Source organism: Microbacterium testaceum, assembly GCF_001476655.1.
Classification (GTDB): Bacteria; Actinomycetota; Actinomycetes; order Actinomycetales; family Microbacteriaceae; genus Microbacterium; species Microbacterium testaceum_C.
This window is the reverse complement of record NZ_LDRT01000006.1, coordinates 1-20,076: the sequence shown is the minus strand read 5'-3', so window position 1 is coordinate 20,076 and position 20,076 is coordinate 1. Positions and strand designations below refer to the sequence as shown.

Here is a 20,076-nt window from a genome sequence, read left to right as displayed (position 1 = left end):
CATGGCGACCCCCTCGGCAGGGACGCGGCATAAGCGGCAGGTCGGCGGAGAACGGCAACAGAGAGGTGACCATGTCCACGGTACGGATGGTCGTACAGCGTCTGTGTCATTTGCCCCTACGTTCGCAAGGATCACCTCTTGCGCGAGGTAGATCCCCCGGTACCCGCGTCGACGGATCGACCGCATTATCCCGGTTGGCGCTCTTCCGCGCACGTGGGCTCGGGTGCGAGGTCGAGGGGTGAAATGTGGGTTCGAGATGAATTTATACATGCGCACCTGAGTTAGCGTTCCATCGTCCGTGTCAACACGTTCGGAGGAACACATGAATGTTCGCAGTCGACAACTCAGCCGTCTCGTGCTCGCGACAACGGCGGTTGCGGCCACAATCATCGCGGCATCTGTGGTCTACCCACAGGCCTCGGCTCACGCGGCAGATCCGTTCATCGACGATGTCGTCACGGCGCAAGATGTTCTGGAAGCCCTCGATGATGTGCCAGGTGGGCTGGTGCGAGACGCCGTAGTCGCCGCCCCCGCGCCCATCGCTGGAGGTGCCCACCCGCAGACAGCCGCACCGCTTGTCGTAGACATTCCTGCCGATGCCTCGCAGGGGGTTGGCCTCACCGCGGGAGATTTCAGCTTGAAGATCGGTCTGCCCGACGCGGACGAGGCGAGCACGGCGGCGCGCGCCTCGGGCGGTGCAACTGCCTATCCGTCTGAAGGCGACAGTGCCAACGCTGTCGTGCCTGTTCGGGGCGGGGTGCAGCTCCTCTCGGTCATCGAGAGCCAGGATGCCGCCGAGACCTACTCTTACCCGCTGACGTTGCCGGCCGGACATCTTCTCGAGTCGACGGCGGATGGCGGCGCTCAGGTGGTCGACGAACGGGGGACCGTCAAGGTCTTCTTCGAGCCCGCCTGGGCGAAGGACGCCGCAGGGGTAAGTGTGCCTACTCACTACGAGGTCGAGGGAAGCACGCTCACCCAGGTCGTGGAACACCGCAGCGCATCCGACATCTCCTATCCCGTGGTTGCTGACCCTCTGCCCGTCATCCTGATCGTTGTCACCGCTGCCGCAGCGATCGTCGTGGCAGCCGCTGCGCTCGGAATTGCGACCTGGATCGCGGTGAACTGGTGGAACTACTGCCGTGCCCGCGGCCAGTACCCGCAGCTATCCACCCGCAACGGCTTCACGGCGCGATGCGTGAGCTGATGCGCGGACTCAGCGCCGATCGACTCTTCGTGCTGGTCTGTTCGTTCGCCATCTCGATCGGGATGACAATCATCGCCGCGCTCGCGCTCACCGCATTGGCGTTCGATCAGATCGTCACGATTCAGATTCCGCTCGTCGCGACGTTCCGTGGGTTCTTCGCAGAGGGCGGGGCACATGCGGTGACCGTGCAGGGATCGTGGGGCGGAGCGCTCGGAGTCGTCCTTCTCCTCGCGACTCCTCTGTGTGCTGTTGCGATCGCTCACCGCGGCGGCGGTAGCTGACTGACTGTCGGATGTGGCTCCGGAACACCTCCGGAGCCACACCTCGCGCGGCCTACAGCCACCCCCGCTCCACCGCCACCCTCACGGCATCCGCCCGATTCCGCCCACCGGTCTTGCCGATGGCGCTCGACAGGTGATTCTTCACCGTCCCCTCCGACAGGTGCACCGTCCGCGCGATGTCGGCGATCGAGCCGCCGTCGCGCGCTGCCGCGAGCACGTCGGTCTCACGTTCCGTCAGCGGGGAGTCGCCCTGCGCCAGGGACTCGGCCGCGAGGGCTGGGTCGACGACCCGGAGCCCCATTGAGACGCGGCGAACCGCGTCAGCCAACTCCGCCGCGGGTGTGTCCTTCACCACGAATCCCGACGCGCCGGCCTGCATGGCACGCGCCAGGTAACCGGGGCGTCCGAAGGTCGTGACGATGAGGGTGCGGCATCCGGGGACCTCCGCACGCAGGAGGGATGCCGCGGCGATGCCGTCGATGCCGGGCATCTCGATGTCGAGCAGCGCGACGTCGGCGTGGGAGGCTCGCGCCGCCTCGACCACCTCGTCGCCGCGGCCGACCTGGGCCACGACCTCGATGTCGTGTTCGAGACCGAGCAACGCGGCGAGGGCGCCGCGCACGAGAGCCTGGTCGTCGGCGATGAGGAGTCGGATCACCATGTCACCTTCACGTTGAAGCCCCCGAGGTCGCTGCGACCGATGAGCAGCCGTGCACCGGCGGTCTCGACGCGCTCGCGGAGTCCGGTCAGACCCGAACCCGTGGATGCCGCCGACGAGGGGCCGCGGCCGTCGTCGGCGACCTCGATCGACCGGCCGTCGAGTCGCACGCGGCAGACCCCGGCACCGGAATGGCGGATGACGTTGGTCACGGCTTCCCGCACGACCCAGCCGGCGAGTTCGCGACGGTCGGCGGGAACCTGCTCCGTCGTTCCCGGGAGGTCGGCGGACACCCCGGCGCTCTCCAGCGCCGCACGAGCCGCCGCGAGTTCTCCGCTGATGCTCACCCCGCGATAGCCGTGGACCGTCGTTCTCACGTCGGCCAGCGCCCCGCGCGCCAGTTGCTCGATCTGGGCGATCTCGTCGCGGGCGGCCGGGGAGCCGGCATCCAGGAGTCTTCCCGCCAGTTCGGCCTTGACGGTGATCACCGTGAGCGAATGGCCGAGGATGTCGTGCACGTCGCGGGCGACTCTGCTGCGCTCGCGTTCGGCCGCAAGGTCGGCGACCTGGTTCTGGGCGGCGCGCAGACGGGCGAGCGTGGAGATGTTGCTGGTGAGGGTCGCCATCATCACCGACACCGACAGGATGACCGCGGCATTCAGCGCGCTCGTCCCCACGTCGGTGTCGTCCCACACGCCGACGGCGAAGGTGAGGCACGCGAGCACGAGCAGCGCGATCCACAAAATCGCGCGGCTCATGCGTGAGACGGCGAGAGCCACGCCGACGAACGTCCAGAGCCACCGGACGTCGGCCCCGAGCCAGGGGATCAGCGTCAGGCTGAGCCCGAAGAGCACCGCGGCCGGCCCCACCCGTGCTGCCCCCGGCGGCAGCCGACGCATGACGGGAACGGTGACGATGAATGCGCCGCCGAAGACGAACATCAGAAGGGTCGGGACGATGTCGAGCATCGTCGGCTGCCGCCAGACCGTGAACAGACTCGGGATGATCCACGTGAGCGACATCCCCGCGCCGATGAACCATCCGCGGTCCGACATGGCGAAACCGGCACCCTCGCGGGGTGCCGGCTCGGCAGCGGTGGCGGCCTGTTCGCTCATCAGCTTCACCATAGGCGTGTCACGCGCGCCGCGTGTCGCGGCGGAAGAAGTACACGGTCCCGGCGACGAACACCGCGAGCCAGACCACCGCGTTGATCAGGGCGCCGAGGTCGAAGGCATCCCCCGTCAGCGGCGACCGCGCCAGCTCGCCGATGCCGTACACGGGCGTGAGCTTGCCGATGACCTGGAGGAAGTCGGGCATCGACGACAGCGGGAAGAAGAGGCCGCCGAGGAACGCCAGCAGCACGACCGCGAGACTCGTGATCTGCGCGGCGTTCTCGCCCGGGACCATGTACCCGACCATGAGCCCGAGGGTGGTGAAGACGGCGCTCGCGAGGAGCCAGGCCGCGAGGCCGGTCACGACCCACTGGACGGGAGCCAGGGTGACCCCGGCGAAGGCGGCCACGGCGTAGGTCGCGAGCACGGCGAGGAGGCCGAACATCATGCCCGCCATCATCTTCACCACGACGTTCGCGATCGGATTCAGGGGCGTGAGGCGCAGCTGACGACTCCAGCCCTGGGCGCGTTCGACGGCGACCGACGCCCCGGTCTGGGTCGCCGACATCATGGTTCCATACATCGCCATCGAGACCATGATGTACGCGGCCACCGACACACCACCGGATGCCAGGGGCACATCGGTCAGCGGCACGTCGAGCGTCTGGAACCCGACGATGAAGAACATCAGCACGGGGAACGCGACCGTGAAGAAGATGCTGCGCGGATTGCGGAGTTTGCGCAGCAGCTCGATGCGCAGATACGTGAGCGTGAACCCACCGAACGCGGGAACCGGGCGGTCAAGGGTGATGGCGGTCATCGGACTGCTCCATTCTGAGCGGGTGCGGCGGTGTCGGCGGTGAGGGTGAGGAAGACGCTCTCGAGGTTCTGCGCCGTGATCTCGATGTCGCGCGCGTCGGTGGTGGTGAGCAGATGGCGGGCGAGGGCGTCGGAGTCGCTCGTGCGGATCGCGACGCGCTCGCCGGCGGCCTCGACCGAGTCGACGCCCGGCAGGGCCGCGAGGGCGGTGAGATCGGCATCCGGAAGCGTCGCGTGCACCATGCGCCCCGAGACGAGGTTCTTGATCTCGGAGGTGGGGCCGTCGGCGACGATCTCTCCCCCGCGCATCAGCACGATGCGGTCGGCGTACTCGTCGGCCTCGTCGAGGTAGTGCGTCGCGAACATGACGGTGCGTCCGCGGGCGGCATCCGCTCGGATCGCGTTCCAGAACGAGCGGCGCGCTTCGACATCCATGCCGGTGGTCGGCTCGTCGAGGATGAGCAGGGCGGGGTCGCTCACGAGCGCCATCGCGAAGCGGAGCCGCTGCTGCTCACCGCCCGAGCAGAGTCCGACGCGTCGGTTCGCCAGATTCCGGATGCCGGCCCGCTCGAGCGCTTCGTCGACGGGACGCTTCTCGGCGAACAGGCTCGCCGTGAGCTCGACCGTCTCGCGAACGGTGAGGTCTTTCAACAGCCCGCCCGTCTGCAGCACCGCGGAGACGAGACCACGGGCGATCGCGCCGCGCGGGCTGTGTCCGAAGACGCTGATGGAGCCTGCGTCGGGGGTGCTCAGGCCGAGGATCATGTCGATCGTCGTGGTCTTGCCCGCGCCGTTCGGCCCGAGGAACGCCACGATCTCGCCCGGCTTGATCGAGAGGTCTATGCCGCGGACGGCATGAACGGAGCCGAAGCTCTTGACGACGCCCCGCGCGTCGATCGCGGCGGGCGTGGGGGTGGAGGAGGTCATGTCTTCATGCTGGCCGCCGGGCGGCCGGACGACCTCAGACTCTCGTCACGATGTGGGGGTGACGTTCGTCATGGGTTGCGGAGCCGAACCGTCCGCCGGCCGCCGACCCGCCGCGGGCGAAGGGGTTCGGACGTGCGCGGTCGGCGGTGACGAACGGTGACACGCCACCGCCACGATGTCGGGGGCTCGCGTTAGCCTGGCGACATGTCGGGCAGCGTGTACGTGATCCATGACAACCCCTCGTGGTTGCCGCCGTTCCGGGCGGCCTTCGACGCAGAGGGGGTGCCGCTCGAGGAGTGGCTGCTGACCGAGGGGGCGATCGACCTCTCGTCCGAGCCGCCCGAGGGTGTGTTCTGGTCGCGGCTGAGCGCCTCGGCCCACACGCGCGATCGCGCGCACAGCAAGGACTACGGTCGGGCCGTTCTGCGGTGGCTCGCGGCCTGGGGGCGCACCGTGATCAATGGCGCTGATGTTCTCGAGCTCGAGGTGAGCAAGGTCGCGCAGCACGTGGCTCTGCAGCACGCGGGCATCGAGGTCGCGCGCACGGTCGCCGTCCTCGGCACCGACGGGATCGTCGAGCGGGCCGCGGAGTTCGGAGCGCCCTTCATCAGCAAGCACAACCAGGGTGGCAAGGGCCTCGGCGTGCGCCGGTGGGACTCGATCGAGGAGTTCGCGGCGTGGGTCGAGGGCCCCGACTTCGAGCCGTCGCCCGACGGGATCACGCTGCTGCAAGAGCTGCTCGTCGCCAAGGCGCCGTTCATCACGCGCGCGGAGTTCGTCGCCGGCTCCCTCGTCTACGCGGTGCGCGTCGACACGAGCGCAGGCAGCTTCGAGCTGTGCCCGGCCGAGGCGTGCGCCGTTCCCGGAGCCGACGGCGTCGAGCCCGAGCCGATGTTCCGTCGCCGCGACGATGTGGATCCCGAGCTCGTCGACCGGTACCTCGCGTTCCTCGCCGCCGAGGGCATCGGCATCGCCGGAATCGAGTTCATCGAGACGCGCGACGGACGCACGGTCACCTACGACGTCAACACGAACACGAACTACAACCCCGACGTCGAGGCGACGGCTCCCCGCTCGGGACCGCGCGAGATCGCGCGGTGGCTCGGCTCCCTTCTGCCGCAGGAAGTGGTCGGGGCTCGTGGCTGAGGCATCGCCGCCCCACGTCGAGTGGGACGGATTCGGCTTCCAGACGCGCCAGGTGCACGCCGGCGAGGTCGAAGACCTCACGCACGGTTCCCGCATCACCCCGGTTCACCTGTCGGCGGCGTATCGCTTCGCGTCCTTCCAGGAGGCGACGGATCGATTCGCCGGTGCCGATCTCGGGCACCTCTACTCCCGCAACCTCAACCCCACGAACCAGGTGGCCGAGCGACGCCTGGCCTCTCTCGAGGGCGGCAGCGGAGCGATCGTCGTCGGATCGGGGCAGGCGGCGATCACGATCGCCCTTCTGGCACTGGCGGGCAGCGGCGAACACATCGTCTCGACCGCGAGCATCTACAGCGGCACGCGTGTGCTCTTCGATCGCACGTTCGCGCGCATGGGCGTCACCGTCGACTACGTCTGGAACCCCGACGACGAGGCGGAGTGGGACGCCCTCATCCGCCCCGAGACGAAGGCGATCTTCACCGAGACGCTCCCCAACCCCAAGAACGACATCGTCGACATCGCCGCCGTCGCCCGCGTCGCGAAGCGCCACGGCATCCCCCTGATCGTCGACAACACCATCGCGACGCCGTTCCTGATCCGCCCGATCGAGCACGGTGCCGACATCGTGGTGCACTCGGCCACGAAGTTCCTCTCGGGACACGGGGCGAACCTCGCCGGGGCGGTGGTCGACGGCGGAACGTTCGACTGGGTGGCATCCGATCGCTCGTATCCGGCGATCACCGAGACGCCGATCGCTGCGCACGCGTCATACGTCGAGGCGTTCGGTCCGCGCGCCTTCGAGTTCTCGCTGCGGTTCGGGATCGCGAACGACACGGGGCCCGCGCTGTCACCGCTCAACGGTTTCCTCTTGCAGCAGGGCATGGAGACGCTGTCGGTGCGCATGCGCCAGCATCTCGCCAGCGCACGCACGATCGCCGAGTGGCTCGAGCAGCAGCCGGCCGTCGAGAGCGTCGACTACGCGGGACTCCCGTCGCACCCGCAGCACGCTCTCGCCGTGCGCGATTACGAAGGGCTCTCGGGCTCGGTGTTCTCTTTCACCGTGCGCGGCGGCCGGGACGGCGCCGAGCGCTTCTTCGACGCGCTGCGCCTCTTCAGCCGCATGACGAACATCGGTGACACCCGGTCGATGGCCCTGCATCCCGCCACGACGACCCACCTCGGCTTCACGCAAGAGACGCGAGACCGTCTCGGCATCGGCGACGGCCTCATCCGCCTGTCGATCGGGCTCGAGGATGCCGAAGACCTCATTGCCGACCTCGACCAGGCGCTGCGCGCGGTGGCGTAACGGGCGCTCGCCCGGTTGTCGGCACGCTGGTCGCGATCGCCGGTCACGTCGAGTGTCCAAGACACGCCGCGTCGCGGAGGGCGGTTGCGGCGTGTTCTGGACACTCAACACCCGGACACCGCCGCGATATCAGGCGTCGCGCAGCGCCTCGAGGCGACGGACGCGCGGGATCACCTCGGCGGCGAAACGCTGCAACTCGGGCAGGTGCGGCGAGAACTGCAGCAGCAGTGTCGAGACACCGACGTTCGCGAACGCCACGATGCGCTCGGCCACCTGGTCGGGCGTGCCGACGAGATTCGGGCGGAGGCCGCGGTTCGATACCGAGTACTCCTTGAGGTCGACCGCGGTGTCGAGCTTCGACTTGCTGACGAACTCCTGATACGACCCGTACGCCGCTCCCCCGCGCACGTCGGTGATGCGGTCGATCTCGGCCTGCGCCTCGTCTTCGGTGTCGCGGACGATCGCGTACGCCGCCATGCCGAACGCCTCGAAGGGTGTGGCACCCGCCTCTGCGCGCCGTCGACGCATGTCCGCCACCTTCGCCGACAGCTCCTCGAGCGTGCCGCCGTGGGTCAGGTACGCGTCGGCGAAGCGCGTGATCGCCGTACGACCGGCCTCGCTCTCGCCGCCCGCGTACAGCCGCGGCACGACCTGCGGCTTCGGCTCGGTGTACGTGCCCTCGGTGCGGTAGTACTCCCCCGCGTACGCGAACGGCGTCTCGGACCAGAGGCCGCGCAGCACCTCCACCCACTCGATCGTGCGGGCGTAGCGGTCGTCGTGCGCGCTGAACAGGCCGTCGTACTGCTTGGCCTCCTCGGCCCACCACGCCGAGACGACGTTCAGGGTGAAGCGCCCGCCGCTGATCTCGTCGATCGTCGCGGCCTGCTTCGCGGTGTGGAAGGGGTTGTGGAAGCCCGGGCGCACGGCGGTCATCAACTCGAGCGACGAGGTCACCGCGGCGAGACCCGCCGTCACCGCCCATGCGTCCAACGAAGGTGCCTCGACGCCCTTGATGTCGTTCAGATTCAGCTCGGGAATGAGCGTCAGGTCGAAGCCGCCCTCTTCGGCCATCCGGGCGATCTCGGCGATGTGGGCGAACGACACCGGCGTCTGCTCGTCGTCGACGTTGCGGAGCCACCCGCCGAAGATCGGGGTCCAGTAGCCGAAGCGCACGCGCTGGGGGGAGGTCATGGCATCCATCCTGACCCGGGCCGACCGTGTGTGTCGTCACGGGAGGACACGGGCCGTCACACACCGTTGACCGATGTCGAGGGTGGTGCGACGGTAGCCGGGTTCCGATCCGCGAGGAGGATCCCGTGACCGATCTCACCCCCACCCACGAGCCGCTGAAGTTCGCCTACTGGGTGCCCAACGTCAGCGGTGGCCTGGTCATCAGCTCGATCGAGCAGCGCACCGACTGGGGCTACGACTACAACGTGAAGCTCGCGCAGACGGCCGAGCGCGTCGGTTTCGAGTACGCGCTGAGCCAGGTGCGCTACGCCTCGAGCTACGGTGCCGCACAGCAGCACGAGTCCACCTCGATCAGCCTGGCGCTGCTGCTGAACACCGAGAAGCTCAAGGTGATCTCGGCGATCCACCCGGGGATCTGGCATCCGGCGGTCTTGGCGAAGTTCATCAACACCGCCGATCAGTTCTCGCACGGTCGCGCTGCCGTCAACGTCGTCAGCGGATGGTTCAAGGACGAGTACACCGACCTCGGTCTGGAGTGGCTCGAGCACGACGAGCGCTACGAGCGCGCCGCCGAGTTCATCCAGGTGCTGCGCGGCCTGTGGACGCAGGAGACCTTCTCGTTCCACGGCAAGTACTACGACATCACCGACTTCACGCTGCGGCCGTTCCCCTACGAGGTGCCCGGGCGCGCGCACCCCGAGATCTTCCAGGGCGGCAACTCCACGGCCGCACGGTTCAACGGCGGCGCATTCTCGGACTGGTACTTCTCGAACGGCAAGGACTTCGACGGCTTCACCGAGCAGTACGACGACGTCACGCGGATCGCGGCCGAACACGGGCGTCGCACGCGTTTCGGCCTCAACGGTTTCGTCATCCAGCGCGACTCCCGCGCCGAGGCCGAGGCGCAGCTGCGCGAGATCATCGCGCACGCCGACGACACGGCGGTCGAGGGCTTCCGCAAGAGCGTTCAGGAGGCCGGAAACTCCACCGCCGACAGGAAGGGCATGTGGGCGGACTCGAGCTTCGACGACCTGGTCCAGTACAACGACGGCTTCCGCACGCAGCTCTTCGGCGACGCCGAGCAGATCGCCGAACGGATCATCGCGTACAAGAAGCGCGGCGTCGACCTGTTCCTGCTCGGCTTCCTCCACTTCCAGGAGGAGCTCGAGCGATTCGGCGAGACCGTCATCCCGATCGTGCGCGAGCTCGAGGCCGATCTCGCCCGTACGGGCGACCCGATCGACGTCGCCGCGCGCTGAGGGACGACCCCGGATGCCGTGACCCCGGCCCGTAGGCTCGACTCATGGTCGAGACGCGGTACGTTGCCCCGGATCGAAGTCGGACCGAAGCCCTCGTCGCCGCGGCCCTCCGCGCCGCCGGCGAGCCCGTCGAACCCGCGCGGTGGGAATGGGTCACGCATGGTTCGGCGAATCTCGTCGTGCTCGCCGGGGGCGCCGCGGTGCGGGTCGGTCGCACGCCGAGCGCGGCCGCCGAATCCCTCCGTGCCCAGGCGCTCGTCGACGCTCTGCCCGATCTGCCGTTCGCGGTGCCCCGCGCCCTCGCCGATCCGGTGCGCGACGGCGTCATGGTCGCGATCGCGCAGCGCCGACTCGACGGCATCCCGCACCCGAGCGGATACGGCGAGGCCGAGGTGCTGCGCGGAGTCCTCGACGCCCTGGCCGCGGTGCCGGTCCGCGCGCAAGAAGCGCACCTGGCTCCCGCGCACGCGTTCATGGGCGGTGAGGCGTGGCATCCGATCATGGTCGAGCAGGCGGTTCCGCTTCTCGCGCCCGACGTCCGGGACAGAGCCCGTCGGGCGGCTGACGACCTGGCCGCGCTCGAGCCGGTCGCCGAGGGACTCGTGCACGGCGACCTCGCCGGGTCGAACCTCCTGTGGAGCGGAGGCGTCGTGTCGGGGGTCATCGATTGGGACCTCGCGAGCGCCGGCGATCCCGCCGTCGACGTCGCGGCGCTCGCCGCGTGGCACGGGTGGGACGTGATCGAGCGCGTGCGACCGCCCGAGGTCGTCCGCCGTGCGCGGATCATCGCGGCCACGCACCCGCTGCAGGTGGTCTGCTTCTCGCTGGTGCACGGCCGTCCCGAGGCCGAGGTCGCCCGCGCGGCCTCGCGGGCGAGCACCCGCATCTGACCGCCCACCCGCGTGCGCCCATCGCACGCGAGCACCCGCATGTGACACCGAATGTGACGGGGTGTGTCGCCGCGTGACGCGCTCGACGTGCGCCGGTTCCCGGCCTGCGCTGGACTGGCTCACACCTCGCCCACAGCACACCGGGAGTCGACATGCCCCTGCCCCGCCCTCTTCGCCGCCTCGCGCTCGCCGCGACCGCCGCGGTCGCCACCGCGGCCCTGCTCGCCGGATGCTCGGGCGGAGGGGCCGGATCGGGAGCGCCGGTCAACGCCGAACCCGTGAGCGGGGGCACGCTGACCTACCTCGAGCCGCAGACGTGGACGACGCTGTATCCGCCGGCCGCGGGCTTCTACCCCAACGGCGGAATCGTCAACAACATCACCGATCGCCTGCTGTACCAGGACCCCGAGACCCTCGAACTGCAGCCGTGGATCGCGACCGCCCTCCCCGACGTGAACCAGGATGCCACGCAGTACACCTTCACGATCCGCCAAGGCGTGACGTACTCCGACGGCACCCCGCTGGACGCAGCGAACGTCGTGGCGAACTTCGACCTCTTCGGCAAGGGCGACTCGAGCCGCAAGCTGACGCAGTCCGAAGCGATCAACAACTACGACCACGGCGAGGTCGTCGACGCGACCACGGTCCGCTTCTTCTTCACCGCCCCCTCCCCCGGCTTCGCGCAGGCGGTCTCGACGATCAACTCGGGCCTCGTCTCGAACTCCACGCTCGCCAAGACGGCCGAGACCTTCGGCCCCGGCAACGCCACCACGGTGATCGGCTCGGGCCCGTTCGTCATCGACGCCGAGGAGGTCGGCACGAAGGTGACGCTGAAGGCGCGCGACGACTACGACTGGGCTCCCCCTTCGCGCGAACACCAGGGACGGCCCTACCTCGACGGCATCGACCTGATCGTCGCGGCCGAAGACAGCGTGCGCGTCGGGACGGTCGTGGCGGGGCAGGCGGATGCCGCGCGCCAGATCGAAGCGCCCGATGAGGCGCAGTTCGCGGCCCCCGGCCTCGCGCTGGTCGCCGCCCCGACGAACGGGGTGAACAACGGGCTGAGCTTCCGCTTCCGCAACCCCCTGCTCTCCGACATCCGCGTGCGCCAGGCGATCATCGCGGGCATCGATCGCCAGGACATCGTCGACACCCTCTTCACGAAGAACTACCCCCTCGCCACCGGCGCTCTCGCGAAGACCGCCCTCGGGTACACCGACACCTCCTCCTTCTACGCGTACGACCCCGAGAAGGCCGCAACTCTGCTGGACGAAGCCGGATGGGTGCCCGGGGCCGACGGCATCCGGGTCAAGGACGGTCAGCGTCTCGCGATCGCCTTCAACGAGGCTCTGCCGCAGCCGCGCTCGGCCGAGGTCGTCACGATCATCCAGGAGCAGCTCGCGAAGCTCGGCATCGCGGTCTCGCTGACCCCCGGCGACATGGCCACGCAGACGGCGAACTCGCTCGACGAGAACATCGTGCAGGTGTACCACTCGATGGTCGGGCGCGCGGACTTCGACGTCCTGAAGTCGCAGTACTTCTCGAAGAACCGCAACACGCTGCTGAACCTGCACCCCGCCGACGGCTCGGTGGGCGACCCCCAGCTCGACACGCTGCTCTCCGCGATCGCGTCGACGCCCACCGTCGAGGGCCGCACGGCCGCCTCCGCCGCGGCGCAGCAGTACCTCGCCGAGCAGGCGTACATCCTGCCGATCTTCGAGGAGCCGCAGGTCTTCGGCCTGCGCGCCGATGTGAAGGGCTTCCACACCGAGTCGGTCGGTCGCCCGAGCTTCGCCGAGGTCTGGCTCGACCGCTGAGTTCTGATGGGGCCGGTCGCGCGGCCGGCCCCACCGGAACGGGCCGGCCCCGGGCCGACGAGTCCGTGACTGGCCGGCCCCCACTTCCCGAAGGATCCCCATGACCTACGTGCTTCGCCGCCTCGGACAGGCGGTTCTGGTGTTGCTGCTGGCGTACACCGTCGCGTACGTGCTCCTCGCGGCTCTGCCGGGTGACGCCGTCGTCGCGCGCTTCGCGAGTCCCGAGCTGGGCCTCTCGCCCGACCAGCTCGCCACGATCCGTGAGGCGTACGGCTTCGACCGCCCGCTCTGGCAGCGGTACTTCGAGTCGTTGTTCGCGTTCGCGCGCGGGGACTTCGGCTACTCGGTGCAGACCGGCGCCGCGGTCTCGACGCTGTTGGCGACCGCCCTGCCCTCTTCCCTCGTGCTCGCCGCCTGGGGCCTGGGTGTGGCGATCGTCCTCGCGGTCGGCATCGCGGTCACCGCGACCTTCGGGCCCCGCTTCGTGCGCCGCGGATTCCAGGCCCTTCCCCCGCTGTTCGTCTCGATCCCGGTGTTCTTCGTCGGCATCGTGCTCATCCAGGTGTTCTCCTTCCGTCTCGGTCTCATCCCCGTGATCAACGCGAGCCCCGTGCAGGCGCTCGTCCTCCCCGTCGCCACCCTCGCGATCCCGCTCTCCGCGCCGCTCGCCCAGGTGCTCATCCGCAGCATCGACGACGTGCGCGCGCAGCCGTTCGTGGCCGTGGTCCGCGCGCGCGGCGCCTCGACGAACTGGCTGCTCTGGCGCAACGTCGCGCGCAACGCCGTGCTCCCGGCGCTCACGATGGCGGGCCTCATCTTCGGCGAACTCGTCGGCGGGGCGGTCGTGACCGAGAGCGTGTTCGGGCGCGCCGGGGTCGGCCAGCTCACCGCGCAGGCCGTCGCCGCCCGCGACGCCCCGGTCCTCCTCGCGGTCGTCGTCTTCTCGGCGCTCGCGTTCGTCGTCATCAACCTTCTGGTCGACCTCGCCTATCCGGTGCTCGACCCGCGCCTGCGAGGAGTCCGCCGATGACCGGCACCGCGACCGCCCTGCTGACCGATCCCGTCTCCGCCGCGCGCGCCGCCCGCGGGCGCCGACGCCCGGCTCTCGGCATCCTGTTCTCGCTCATCGTCCTCGTCGTCGCGATCGCGTGGGCGCTGGTGCCGTGGTTGTTCGCCCCGGGCGACCCGACCGCGGGGATCGGCATGCAGGCCCTCCAGCCGCCGAGCCCGGAGCACTGGTTCGGAACGGATGCCACGGGCCGAGACCTCTACACGCGTGTGGTGCACGGGGCGTCGCAGTCGCTCCTCGGCGCCGTGATCGCGGTCGGTGTGGGCTTCGTCGTCGGTACCGCCGTCGGCGTCATCGCCGGCTCGCGCCCCGGACCGGTGGACGACATCCTCATGCGCGGGGTCGACGTGCTGCTCGCGATCCCCGGGCTTCTGCTGTCGCTCAGCATCATCATCCTGCTCGGCTTCGGGACGGCGAACGCGGCGCTCGCCGTGGGCGTCACCTCGATCGCCGCTTTCGCCCGCCTCGCGCGTTCGCAGGTGGTGAGCGTTCGGGTGAGCGACTTCGTCGAGGCGGCGTATGGCAGCGGCGGCACGTTCTGGACGGTGTTGTGGCGCCACATCCTGCCCAACTCGCTCACGGCGGTGCTCGCGCTCGCCGCTTTGCAGTTCGGCTCGGCGGTGCTGCAGATCGCGACCCTCGGCTTCCTGGGGTATGGCGCTCCCCCGCCGACGCCCGAGTGGGGCCTGCTCGTGTCGGAGGGCCGCAACTACATCGCCACGGCCTGGTGGCTCACGACGCTGCCCGGCATCGTGATCGCCCTCGTCGTGCTCTCGGCCAACCGGCTGAGCGGTGCCATCCGCCGAGGAGGAACCTCATGACCGGCTCTCTGCTCGACGTCCGCGGCCTCACCGTCGACTACGTCACCGATCGCGGTCGCCACACGGCCGTCCGCGACGTCTCTCTCGCGGTCGGCCCCGGCCGGGTGACCGCCCTCGTCGGCGAGTCGGGATCGGGCAAGTCCACCCTCGGCCAAGCCGTGCTGGGACTGCTGCCGAACGCCGCGCGGGTGGCATCCGGGAGCATCCGTCTGGGGGAGCTCGAGCTTCTCGGGCTGCCCGAGCGGCGCCTCCGGTCGCTGCGCGGGGCGCGTATCGGGCTCGTGCCGCAGGATCCGACCGGCTCGCTCAACCCCGTGCGCACGGTGGGCGCGAGCATCGCCGAGACCTTCCGCGTGCACGGCGACCGCGACCACGCGAAGATCCGCCGCCGCGTGCTCGAGCTGCTCGACCGCGTCGGCATCGACGACCCGGCGACGCGCGCCCGCCAGTTCCCCCACGAGCTGTCGGGAGGCATGAAGCAACGCGTGCTCATCGCCGCGGCGATCGCCCTCGAACCCGACCTCATCGTCGCCGACGAGCCCACGAGCGCTCTCGACGTGACCGTCCAGAAGACCGTGCTCGACCTGATCGACAGCCTTCGACGTGAGAGCGGCACCGGCGTCCTGCTCATCACGCACGACCTCGCCGTCGCGGCCGACCGTGCGGACGAGGTCGTCGTGCTGCGCGGCGGAACCGTCCAGGAGACCGGCCGCGCCTCTGAAGTCCTCGCCCACCCCACGGCGGAGTACACGCGCACCCTGCTCGCCGACGCCCCCTCGCTGTCGAGCGTGGTGGAGCGACGGATCCCGGATGCCACCCCCGCCTGGCCGCTCATCGAGGTGCAGGGTCTGCGTCGGGAATACGCCCGCCGCGGAGCCGAGCCCTTCGTCGCGGTCGACGACGTGTCGTTCACAGTCGCCGCCGGCACCACGCACGCCCTCGTCGGGGAGTCCGGATCGGGAAAGACGACGACGGGTCGCGCGGTCGCGGGGTTCCAGCGTCCGACGGCGGGGACCGTGCGCGTCGACGGGATCGATGTCACGGCACTGTCGGGCCGTGGCCTGCGCGACTACCGCCGCACCGTGCAGCTCGTGTACCAGAACCCCCTGGCATCCCTCGACCCCCGTCAGCGCGTGGGACGGGCGATCGAGGAGCCGCTGCGCAACTTCGGGCTCGGGAGCGCGGCCGCTCGCGCGGAGCGCGTGCAGCATCAGCTCGAGCAGGTCGCCCTCGACCCCGCTCTCGCGTCGCGCTACCCGGCGGAGTTGTCGGGCGGACAACGTCAGCGCGTCGCGATCGCGCGGGCCCTCGTGCTCGACCCGCGGGTCGTCGTGCTCGACGAGGCCGTCTCGGCGCTCGACGTCACCGTGCAGGCGCAGATCCTCCGTCTCCTCGCGCGGCTGCAAGAGGAACTGGGGCTGACCTACCTGTTCATCTCGCACGATCTGGCCGTGGTGCGCCAGATCGCGGATACGGTGTCGGTGCTGCGACGCGGACGCCAGGTCGAGACCGGCCCGGTCGCGCGGGTGTTCGACGACCCGCGAAGCGTCGACACCCGGCAGCTGCTCGCAGCCATTCCGGGAACGGCATACAACGACGAGACGGCCCACGAGGCAGGAACGGAGGCGACGCGATGAGCGGCGCACGACTCGGATTCTTCACCCGACTGCTGGATGCCGGGACCGACGGCGAGCGATACCGCCGGGCGCTCGCGCAGGTGCGCGCCGCCGAACGGCACGGATTCGCCTCGCTCTGGATCGCGCAGCACCACTTCGACCGCGACGAGGGCGGACTGCCCTCGCCCTTCCCCTTCCTCGCGGCCGCCGCGGTGCAGACGGAGCGCATCGCGCTCGGCACCGGGATCGTGACGCTTCCCATCGACGACCCGATCCGGGTCGCCGAAGACGCCGCGGTCGTCAACGCGCTGAGCGGCGGACGCGTGCAGCTCGGTATCGGCACGGGCGGGACGCCGTCATCGTTCGCCGCGTTCGGCCGCGTCTCCGACGAGCGGCGCGCGATCCAGGCCGAGCACGTCGAGGTCCTTCGTGACGCGTTCGGGGGGCGCGGCATCCGGGGGACGTCCTCGGTGCTCAATCCCCCGGCTCCCGACCTCGCGGTCCGGCTGTGGCAGGCCACGTTCTCGGTCGAGGGGGGCCGTCGCGCCGGTCTTGACGGTGATGGTCTGCTGCTCTCGCGCACCCAGCCGAAACAGCCCGGTCAGACGCTGCACGACGTGCAGTTGCCCATCGTCGAGGCGTACCTCGAGGCCCTGCCCTCGGGAGTCGAGCCGCGGATCCTCGCGTCGCGCACGGCCGTCGTGGTCGACCCCGCCGATCTCGACGCCGCGTGGGAGGCGGCCGACCCGGGCCTCCGACGACTCGCGCGAACGTTCCTGAAGCAGGACGGCGCGGGTGATCTGCGCGACATCGCCCGGCTCACCGACACGCACCTCGGCACGGTCGACGAGGTCGTCGCCTCTCTCGAGGGCGACCTCACCCTCGGCCGCGCGACGGACGTCGCGTTCCAGGTGCACTCCGTCGACCCCGCACATGAGATCACGCTGCGCTCGATCGAACTGCTCGCGACCGAGGTCGCCCCGCGTCTGGGTCTGCGAACGGGCGCCGAGGCCGCCGCGGAGCTGCAGAACCTCACCGCCCGAACGACGGGCGTGCTCGCGTGACCCGCGGGCCCGTCACCGTCGTCCCTCGCCTCCACCCCGCTCGACCCACAGGAGTACTCGCATGACCGACGTGATCGATCTTCTCGCCGGGCTCTCGTCGGAGGGCCCCCTGGATGCCGTGCGCCACCGTCGTTCGCAGGCCCGGGAGAACGCGCAGCGCAGCTTCGTCGCGCTCCTCGAACCCGCCGACGACCGCGGCTTCTCGCTCGCCGAGCGCTACGCCGTCGCGACCTTCGTCGCCGCCATGCACGACGACGACGCGGCCGTGCAGTTCTACGGCGATCTCCTCGCCGACGAGGACCACGCGCTGCAGGCGGCGGTGCTGACCGCGGCCGCCGCCGGGCGCTCATCGGGCCCGGTCGGCGAGTATCGCGAGCCGTGTCTCGCGGCCGAGAGCATCCCCGCCGAGGCATATGGCGTCCCGGATGCCGTCGCCCCCGCGTTGGGTGATCGGCTCGTCGCCGCTCTGGAGCACACGCACCTCCTCGTGTTCCGCCCGCGCGAGAGCTCCGCCGACGCGCTGCGCCGACTCGTCGCCGCGGGCTGGGACGCCGACCAGATCGTCTCTCTGTCGCAGCTCGTATCGTTCTTGGCCTTCCAGCTGCGCGCGGTCGCCGGGCTCCGCGTGGTCTCGGGGCGTCGGACGACCGCGTGGGTCGCACCCGCGCCCGTCGCCGCCGGTCGGCCCCACAGCACGCCCGCCGAGACCGAGCTCGTGACCGAGCACGATGGCATCCGTCGTCCCGAGGCCTTCACCCAGGACGGCCTCGGATGGGTCCCGTGGCTCGCTCCCGTCGAGCGGGACGAGCTGACGCCCGAGCAACTCGAGGCCCTGATCGAGCCGGCCCGCGCGGCGATGCCGTACTTCCGCCTTCTCGCCCGCGACCCCGCGGCCCTGGAGGCCCGGACGCTCACCGATCTCGACATCTTCACCAACACCGACGGCGGCCTCCCCCGAGCCGCCCGCGAGCTCTCGGCCGCGACCGCCTCTCGGCTCAACGGGTGCGTGTTCTGCGCCTCCGTGCACGCGGCGTTCGCCACGCGCGAGTCGGGACGCCGCGACGACGTGCAGCGTCTTCTCGACGAGGGCGTCGCCGCGGACCTCGGGGACGAACAGTGGAACGCTGTGGCTGCGGCATCCGCTGCTCTCGCCGCGACTCCCCCGGCGCTGAGCGAGGTGCACGTCGCCCGCCTCCGCGACGCGGGGCTGGACGACGCCGCGATCGTCGACGCCGTCAACGGCGCCGCGTTCTTCAGCTGGGCGAACCGCCTGATGCTCTCGCTCGGCGAGCCCGAGGTCCCCGCGCGGCGCTGACCCGCGGCTCGGGCCCCGCGCCGCCCCGGACGCCGTGAGCTCGTCGACTGTCCAAGACACGCCGCAAGTCCCCCGCGCATTACGGCGTGTCTTGGACACTCGACGATCGTGGGGCGCGCCACCGGGGCGCGACCGGCTCAGCGCGCGAGACCGGCGAGCACTGTCGCCGCCCGCGCCGTCTCCTCGCGCAGCGCGTCGGCCAGGGCCACGACGGCGGGGATCCGCAACGAGTCCGCGCGGACGATCATCCAGTAGGGCAGGCTCTCGTTCACCTCGGCGGGGAACAACCGCTCGAGATCGTCGTGCCGATCGGCGGTGAAGCACGGCAGCATGCCGATCCCGGCACCCGCGCGTGTCGCCTCGACGTGCACGAGCACGTTCGTCGAGCTCACGCCGTCGCGCATGTGCGGCACGACCCGGCGGGGCAGGTCGAGGGCTTCGACCTGCAGCATCGAGTCGACGAAGTACACGAGCCGATGCTGGTCGAGGTCCCCGACGCCAGCGGGCCGCCCGACCCGGGCGAGGTAGGCGGACGACGCGTACAGCCCGAGCGTGTAGCGCCCCAGCTCGACCGCGTGCCCGCGCGACGACTGGGGCTCCCCCACCACCACCTCGATGTCGAGCCCCGGGTGCAGCGCCGCCCGCCGCTGCGCCGTCACGATCTCGACGACGAGTTCCGGATGCCGCTGGCGCAACGCCGCGACCGCGGGAGCCGCGATGTAGGCGCTGAAGCCGTCCGTCGCCGACATCCGCACCACGCCGGAAACAGGGTCGGGTTCGACTCCCCCGCCGGCGAGGTGCGACATCGCCGCCTCGATGCGACCCGCGGTCTCGACGGCGTGCTGCCCGAGGGGCGTCAGCTCCCAGCCGCGGCCGGACGCGGAGACGACCCGGCCGCCGAGGGCATCCTCGAGCGCGGAGATCCGCCGCGCGACGGTCGTGTGGTCCACACCGCGAAGCTGCGCCGCGGCGGTGTAGCGCCCGGTGCGGGCGACCGCGAGCAACATCAAGAGGTCGTCGGCGCGGACCGAGGCGGCATCCATGTGTGCAATTCTGCACACCCGTGCCGCGGGACTGGGCATTGTCGCTCAGCGGCACGCGCCGCAGACTGTTCCGCGGATGTCACCGTCGACACCGAAGGAGCAGCATGGAATCCCCCGCCACCGCCCGCCGCAGCGCGGCCCCCACCACACCGATCCGCCGGGTCGTCGCCGCCTCCATGGCCGGCACGGTCGTGGAATGGTACGAGTTCTTCCTCTACGCCACGGCCGCCAGCCTCGTGTTCGGCACGTTCTTCTTCCCCTCCTCGGGCTCGCAGCTCGACGGGATCATCGCCGCGTTCGTCACCTACGCCGTCGGATTCGTCGCGCGGCCGCTCGGTGGGGTCGTGTTCGGCCAGATCGGTGATCGCTTCGGCCGCAAGCCGACGCTGCAGGCGACGATCGTCATCGTCGGCACGGCGACCTTCCTGATGGGATGCCTCCCCGGGTTCGCCAGCGTCGGATACTGGGCCCCCGCGATGCTCGTGGCCCTCCGTTTCATCCAGGGCTTCGCCGTGGGTGGGGAGTGGGGCGGGGC

General features: G+C 70.3%; 19 protein-coding genes. 13 read left to right on the top strand and 6 right to left on the bottom strand.

Annotation, left to right across the window (positions count from 1 at the left end; all coding sequences use genetic code 11):
* Positions 1–322 precede the first annotated feature (322 nt).
* Together NS220_RS20365 and NS220_RS01170 are read left to right on the top strand one after the other, a co-directional pair.
* Positions 323–1,207, top strand: coding sequence for a hypothetical protein (locus NS220_RS20365; RefSeq protein ID WP_206542975.1), 885 nt, complete (start codon positions 323–325; stop codon positions 1,205–1,207).
* A complete protein-coding gene (locus NS220_RS01170) occupies positions 1,195–1,488 on the top strand; it encodes a hypothetical protein (RefSeq protein ID WP_193755236.1) in 294 nt (97 codons plus the stop codon). Before NS220_RS20365 ends, NS220_RS01170 begins: the two co-directional genes overlap by 13 nt.
* Positions 1,489–1,540: 52 nt before the next feature.
* On the opposite strand, the gene NS220_RS01165 is transcribed toward NS220_RS01170, so the two are convergent.
* The 4 genes from NS220_RS01165 to NS220_RS01150 are packed head-to-tail and all read right to left on the bottom strand — an operon-like array spanning position 1,541 to position 5,004.
* Positions 1,541–2,146 (bottom strand): response regulator transcription factor, encoded by a 606-nt coding sequence (locus NS220_RS01165; RefSeq protein ID WP_058622295.1) that lies wholly within the window; start codon positions 2,144–2,146, stop codon positions 1,541–1,543.
* Positions 2,143–3,261 (bottom strand): sensor histidine kinase, encoded by a 1,119-nt coding sequence (locus NS220_RS01160; RefSeq protein WP_193755235.1) that lies wholly within the window; start codon positions 3,259–3,261, stop codon positions 2,143–2,145. Before NS220_RS01160 ends, NS220_RS01165 begins: the two co-directional genes overlap by 4 nt.
* 19 nt (positions 3,262–3,280) lie before the next feature.
* Positions 3,281–4,078: an ABC transporter permease gene (locus tag NS220_RS01155; RefSeq protein WP_058622280.1), complete on the bottom strand. Its 798-nt coding sequence runs from the start codon at positions 4,076–4,078 to the stop codon at positions 3,281–3,283.
* Positions 4,075–5,004, bottom strand: coding sequence for an ABC transporter ATP-binding protein (locus NS220_RS01150; RefSeq protein ID WP_058622279.1), 930 nt, complete (start codon positions 5,002–5,004; stop codon positions 4,075–4,077). The genes NS220_RS01155 and NS220_RS01150 overlap by 4 nt, the downstream gene beginning before the upstream one ends.
* 204 nt (positions 5,005–5,208) lie before the next feature.
* Between NS220_RS01150 and NS220_RS01145 the strand changes: the two genes are divergently transcribed.
* The gene (locus NS220_RS01145) at positions 5,209–6,150 is read left to right on the top strand and encodes an ATP-grasp domain-containing protein (RefSeq protein ID WP_058622278.1); all 942 of its coding nucleotides are present in this window, start codon (positions 5,209–5,211) and stop codon (positions 6,148–6,150) included.
* Positions 6,143–7,456, top strand: a complete 1,314-nt coding sequence (locus NS220_RS01140; RefSeq protein ID WP_058622277.1) for an O-acetylhomoserine aminocarboxypropyltransferase/cysteine synthase family protein — start codon at positions 6,143–6,145, stop codon at positions 7,454–7,456. The genes NS220_RS01145 and NS220_RS01140 overlap by 8 nt, the downstream gene beginning before the upstream one ends.
* Positions 7,457–7,585: 129 nt before the next feature.
* Here the strand turns inward: NS220_RS01140 and NS220_RS01135 are convergent, their stop codons facing one another.
* Entirely contained in the window at positions 7,586–8,647 is a 1,062-nt protein-coding gene (locus tag NS220_RS01135) for an LLM class flavin-dependent oxidoreductase (protein ID WP_206542974.1), read from the bottom strand.
* A gap of 125 nt (positions 8,648–8,772) precedes the next feature.
* Here NS220_RS01135 and sfnG point away from each other — a divergent pair, with 125 nt between their 5' ends.
* The 8 genes from sfnG to NS220_RS01095 all read left to right on the top strand — a co-directional run bounded on the left by sfnG (position 8,773) and on the right by NS220_RS01095 (position 18,498).
* Positions 8,773–9,906, top strand: a complete 1,134-nt coding sequence (gene sfnG, locus NS220_RS01130) for a dimethylsulfone monooxygenase SfnG (protein ID WP_058622276.1) — start codon at positions 8,773–8,775, stop codon at positions 9,904–9,906.
* Between the two features lie 44 nt (positions 9,907–9,950).
* On the top strand, positions 9,951–10,796 hold the full coding sequence (locus tag NS220_RS01125; RefSeq protein WP_058622275.1) for a phosphotransferase family protein: 846 nt from the start codon (positions 9,951–9,953) through the stop codon (positions 10,794–10,796).
* 152 nt (positions 10,797–10,948) lie between these two features.
* Positions 10,949–12,613, top strand: coding sequence for a TIGR04028 family ABC transporter substrate-binding protein (locus NS220_RS01120; protein WP_058622274.1), 1,665 nt, complete (start codon positions 10,949–10,951; stop codon positions 12,611–12,613).
* Positions 12,614–12,713: 100 nt separating this feature from the next.
* Positions 12,714–13,643 (top strand): ABC transporter permease, encoded by a 930-nt coding sequence (locus tag NS220_RS01115; protein ID WP_058622273.1) that lies wholly within the window; start codon positions 12,714–12,716, stop codon positions 13,641–13,643.
* Complete coding sequence (locus NS220_RS01110; RefSeq protein WP_058622272.1) at positions 13,640–14,503, top strand: ABC transporter permease; 864 nt, start codon at positions 13,640–13,642, stop codon at positions 14,501–14,503. Before NS220_RS01115 ends, NS220_RS01110 begins: the two co-directional genes overlap by 4 nt.
* On the top strand, positions 14,500–16,140 hold the full coding sequence (locus NS220_RS01105; protein WP_058622271.1) for a dipeptide ABC transporter ATP-binding protein: 1,641 nt from the start codon (positions 14,500–14,502) through the stop codon (positions 16,138–16,140). Before NS220_RS01110 ends, NS220_RS01105 begins: the two co-directional genes overlap by 4 nt.
* Complete coding sequence (locus tag NS220_RS01100; RefSeq protein WP_058622270.1) at positions 16,137–17,183, top strand: putative FMN-dependent luciferase-like monooxygenase; 1,047 nt, start codon at positions 16,137–16,139, stop codon at positions 17,181–17,183. The genes NS220_RS01105 and NS220_RS01100 overlap by 4 nt, the downstream gene beginning before the upstream one ends.
* Positions 17,184–17,244: 61 nt before the next feature.
* The gene (locus NS220_RS01095) at positions 17,245–18,498 is read left to right on the top strand and encodes an alkylhydroperoxidase domain protein (protein WP_058622269.1); all 1,254 of its coding nucleotides are present in this window, start codon (positions 17,245–17,247) and stop codon (positions 18,496–18,498) included.
* Between the two features lie 137 nt (positions 18,499–18,635).
* Here NS220_RS01095 and NS220_RS01090 read toward each other — a convergent pair whose 3' ends face one another.
* Complete coding sequence (locus tag NS220_RS01090; protein WP_058622268.1) at positions 18,636–19,541, bottom strand: LysR family transcriptional regulator; 906 nt, start codon at positions 19,539–19,541, stop codon at positions 18,636–18,638.
* Positions 19,542–19,645: 104 nt separating this feature from the next.
* Between NS220_RS01090 and NS220_RS01085 the strand changes: the two genes are divergently transcribed.
* Positions 19,646–20,076: MFS transporter (locus tag NS220_RS01085; protein WP_153004098.1), on the top strand; the 431-nt coding region annotated here is incomplete at its 3' end.

Coding starts and splice junctions, on each gene's coding strand:
- NS220_RS20365 (WP_206542975.1), top strand. CDS start 323: ATGAATGTTCGCAGTCGACAACTCAGCCGTCTCGTGCTCGCGACAACG.
- NS220_RS01170 (WP_193755236.1), top strand. CDS start 1,195: ATGCGTGAGCTGATGCGCGGACTCAGCGCCGATCGACTCTTCGTGCTG.
- NS220_RS01160 (WP_193755235.1), bottom strand. CDS start 3,261: ATGAGCGAACAGGCCGCCACCGCTGCCGAGCCGGCACCCCGCGAGGGT.
- NS220_RS01155 (WP_058622280.1), bottom strand. CDS start 4,078: ATGACCGCCATCACCCTTGACCGCCCGGTTCCCGCGTTCGGTGGGTTC.
- NS220_RS01150 (WP_058622279.1), bottom strand. CDS start 5,004: ATGACCTCCTCCACCCCCACGCCCGCCGCGATCGACGCGCGGGGCGTC.
- NS220_RS01145 (WP_058622278.1), top strand. CDS start 5,209: ATGTCGGGCAGCGTGTACGTGATCCATGACAACCCCTCGTGGTTGCCG.
- NS220_RS01135 (WP_206542974.1), bottom strand. CDS start 8,647: ATGACCTCCCCCCAGCGCGTGCGCTTCGGCTACTGGACCCCGATCTTC.
- NS220_RS01125 (WP_058622275.1), top strand. CDS start 9,951: ATGGTCGAGACGCGGTACGTTGCCCCGGATCGAAGTCGGACCGAAGCC.
- NS220_RS01120 (WP_058622274.1), top strand. CDS start 10,949: ATGCCCCTGCCCCGCCCTCTTCGCCGCCTCGCGCTCGCCGCGACCGCC.
- NS220_RS01115 (WP_058622273.1), top strand. CDS start 12,714: ATGACCTACGTGCTTCGCCGCCTCGGACAGGCGGTTCTGGTGTTGCTG.
- NS220_RS01110 (WP_058622272.1), top strand. CDS start 13,640: ATGACCGGCACCGCGACCGCCCTGCTGACCGATCCCGTCTCCGCCGCG.
- NS220_RS01105 (WP_058622271.1), top strand. CDS start 14,500: ATGACCGGCTCTCTGCTCGACGTCCGCGGCCTCACCGTCGACTACGTC.
- NS220_RS01100 (WP_058622270.1), top strand. CDS start 16,137: ATGAGCGGCGCACGACTCGGATTCTTCACCCGACTGCTGGATGCCGGG.
- NS220_RS01095 (WP_058622269.1), top strand. CDS start 17,245: ATGACCGACGTGATCGATCTTCTCGCCGGGCTCTCGTCGGAGGGCCCC.
- NS220_RS01090 (WP_058622268.1), bottom strand. CDS start 19,541: ATGGATGCCGCCTCGGTCCGCGCCGACGACCTCTTGATGTTGCTCGCG.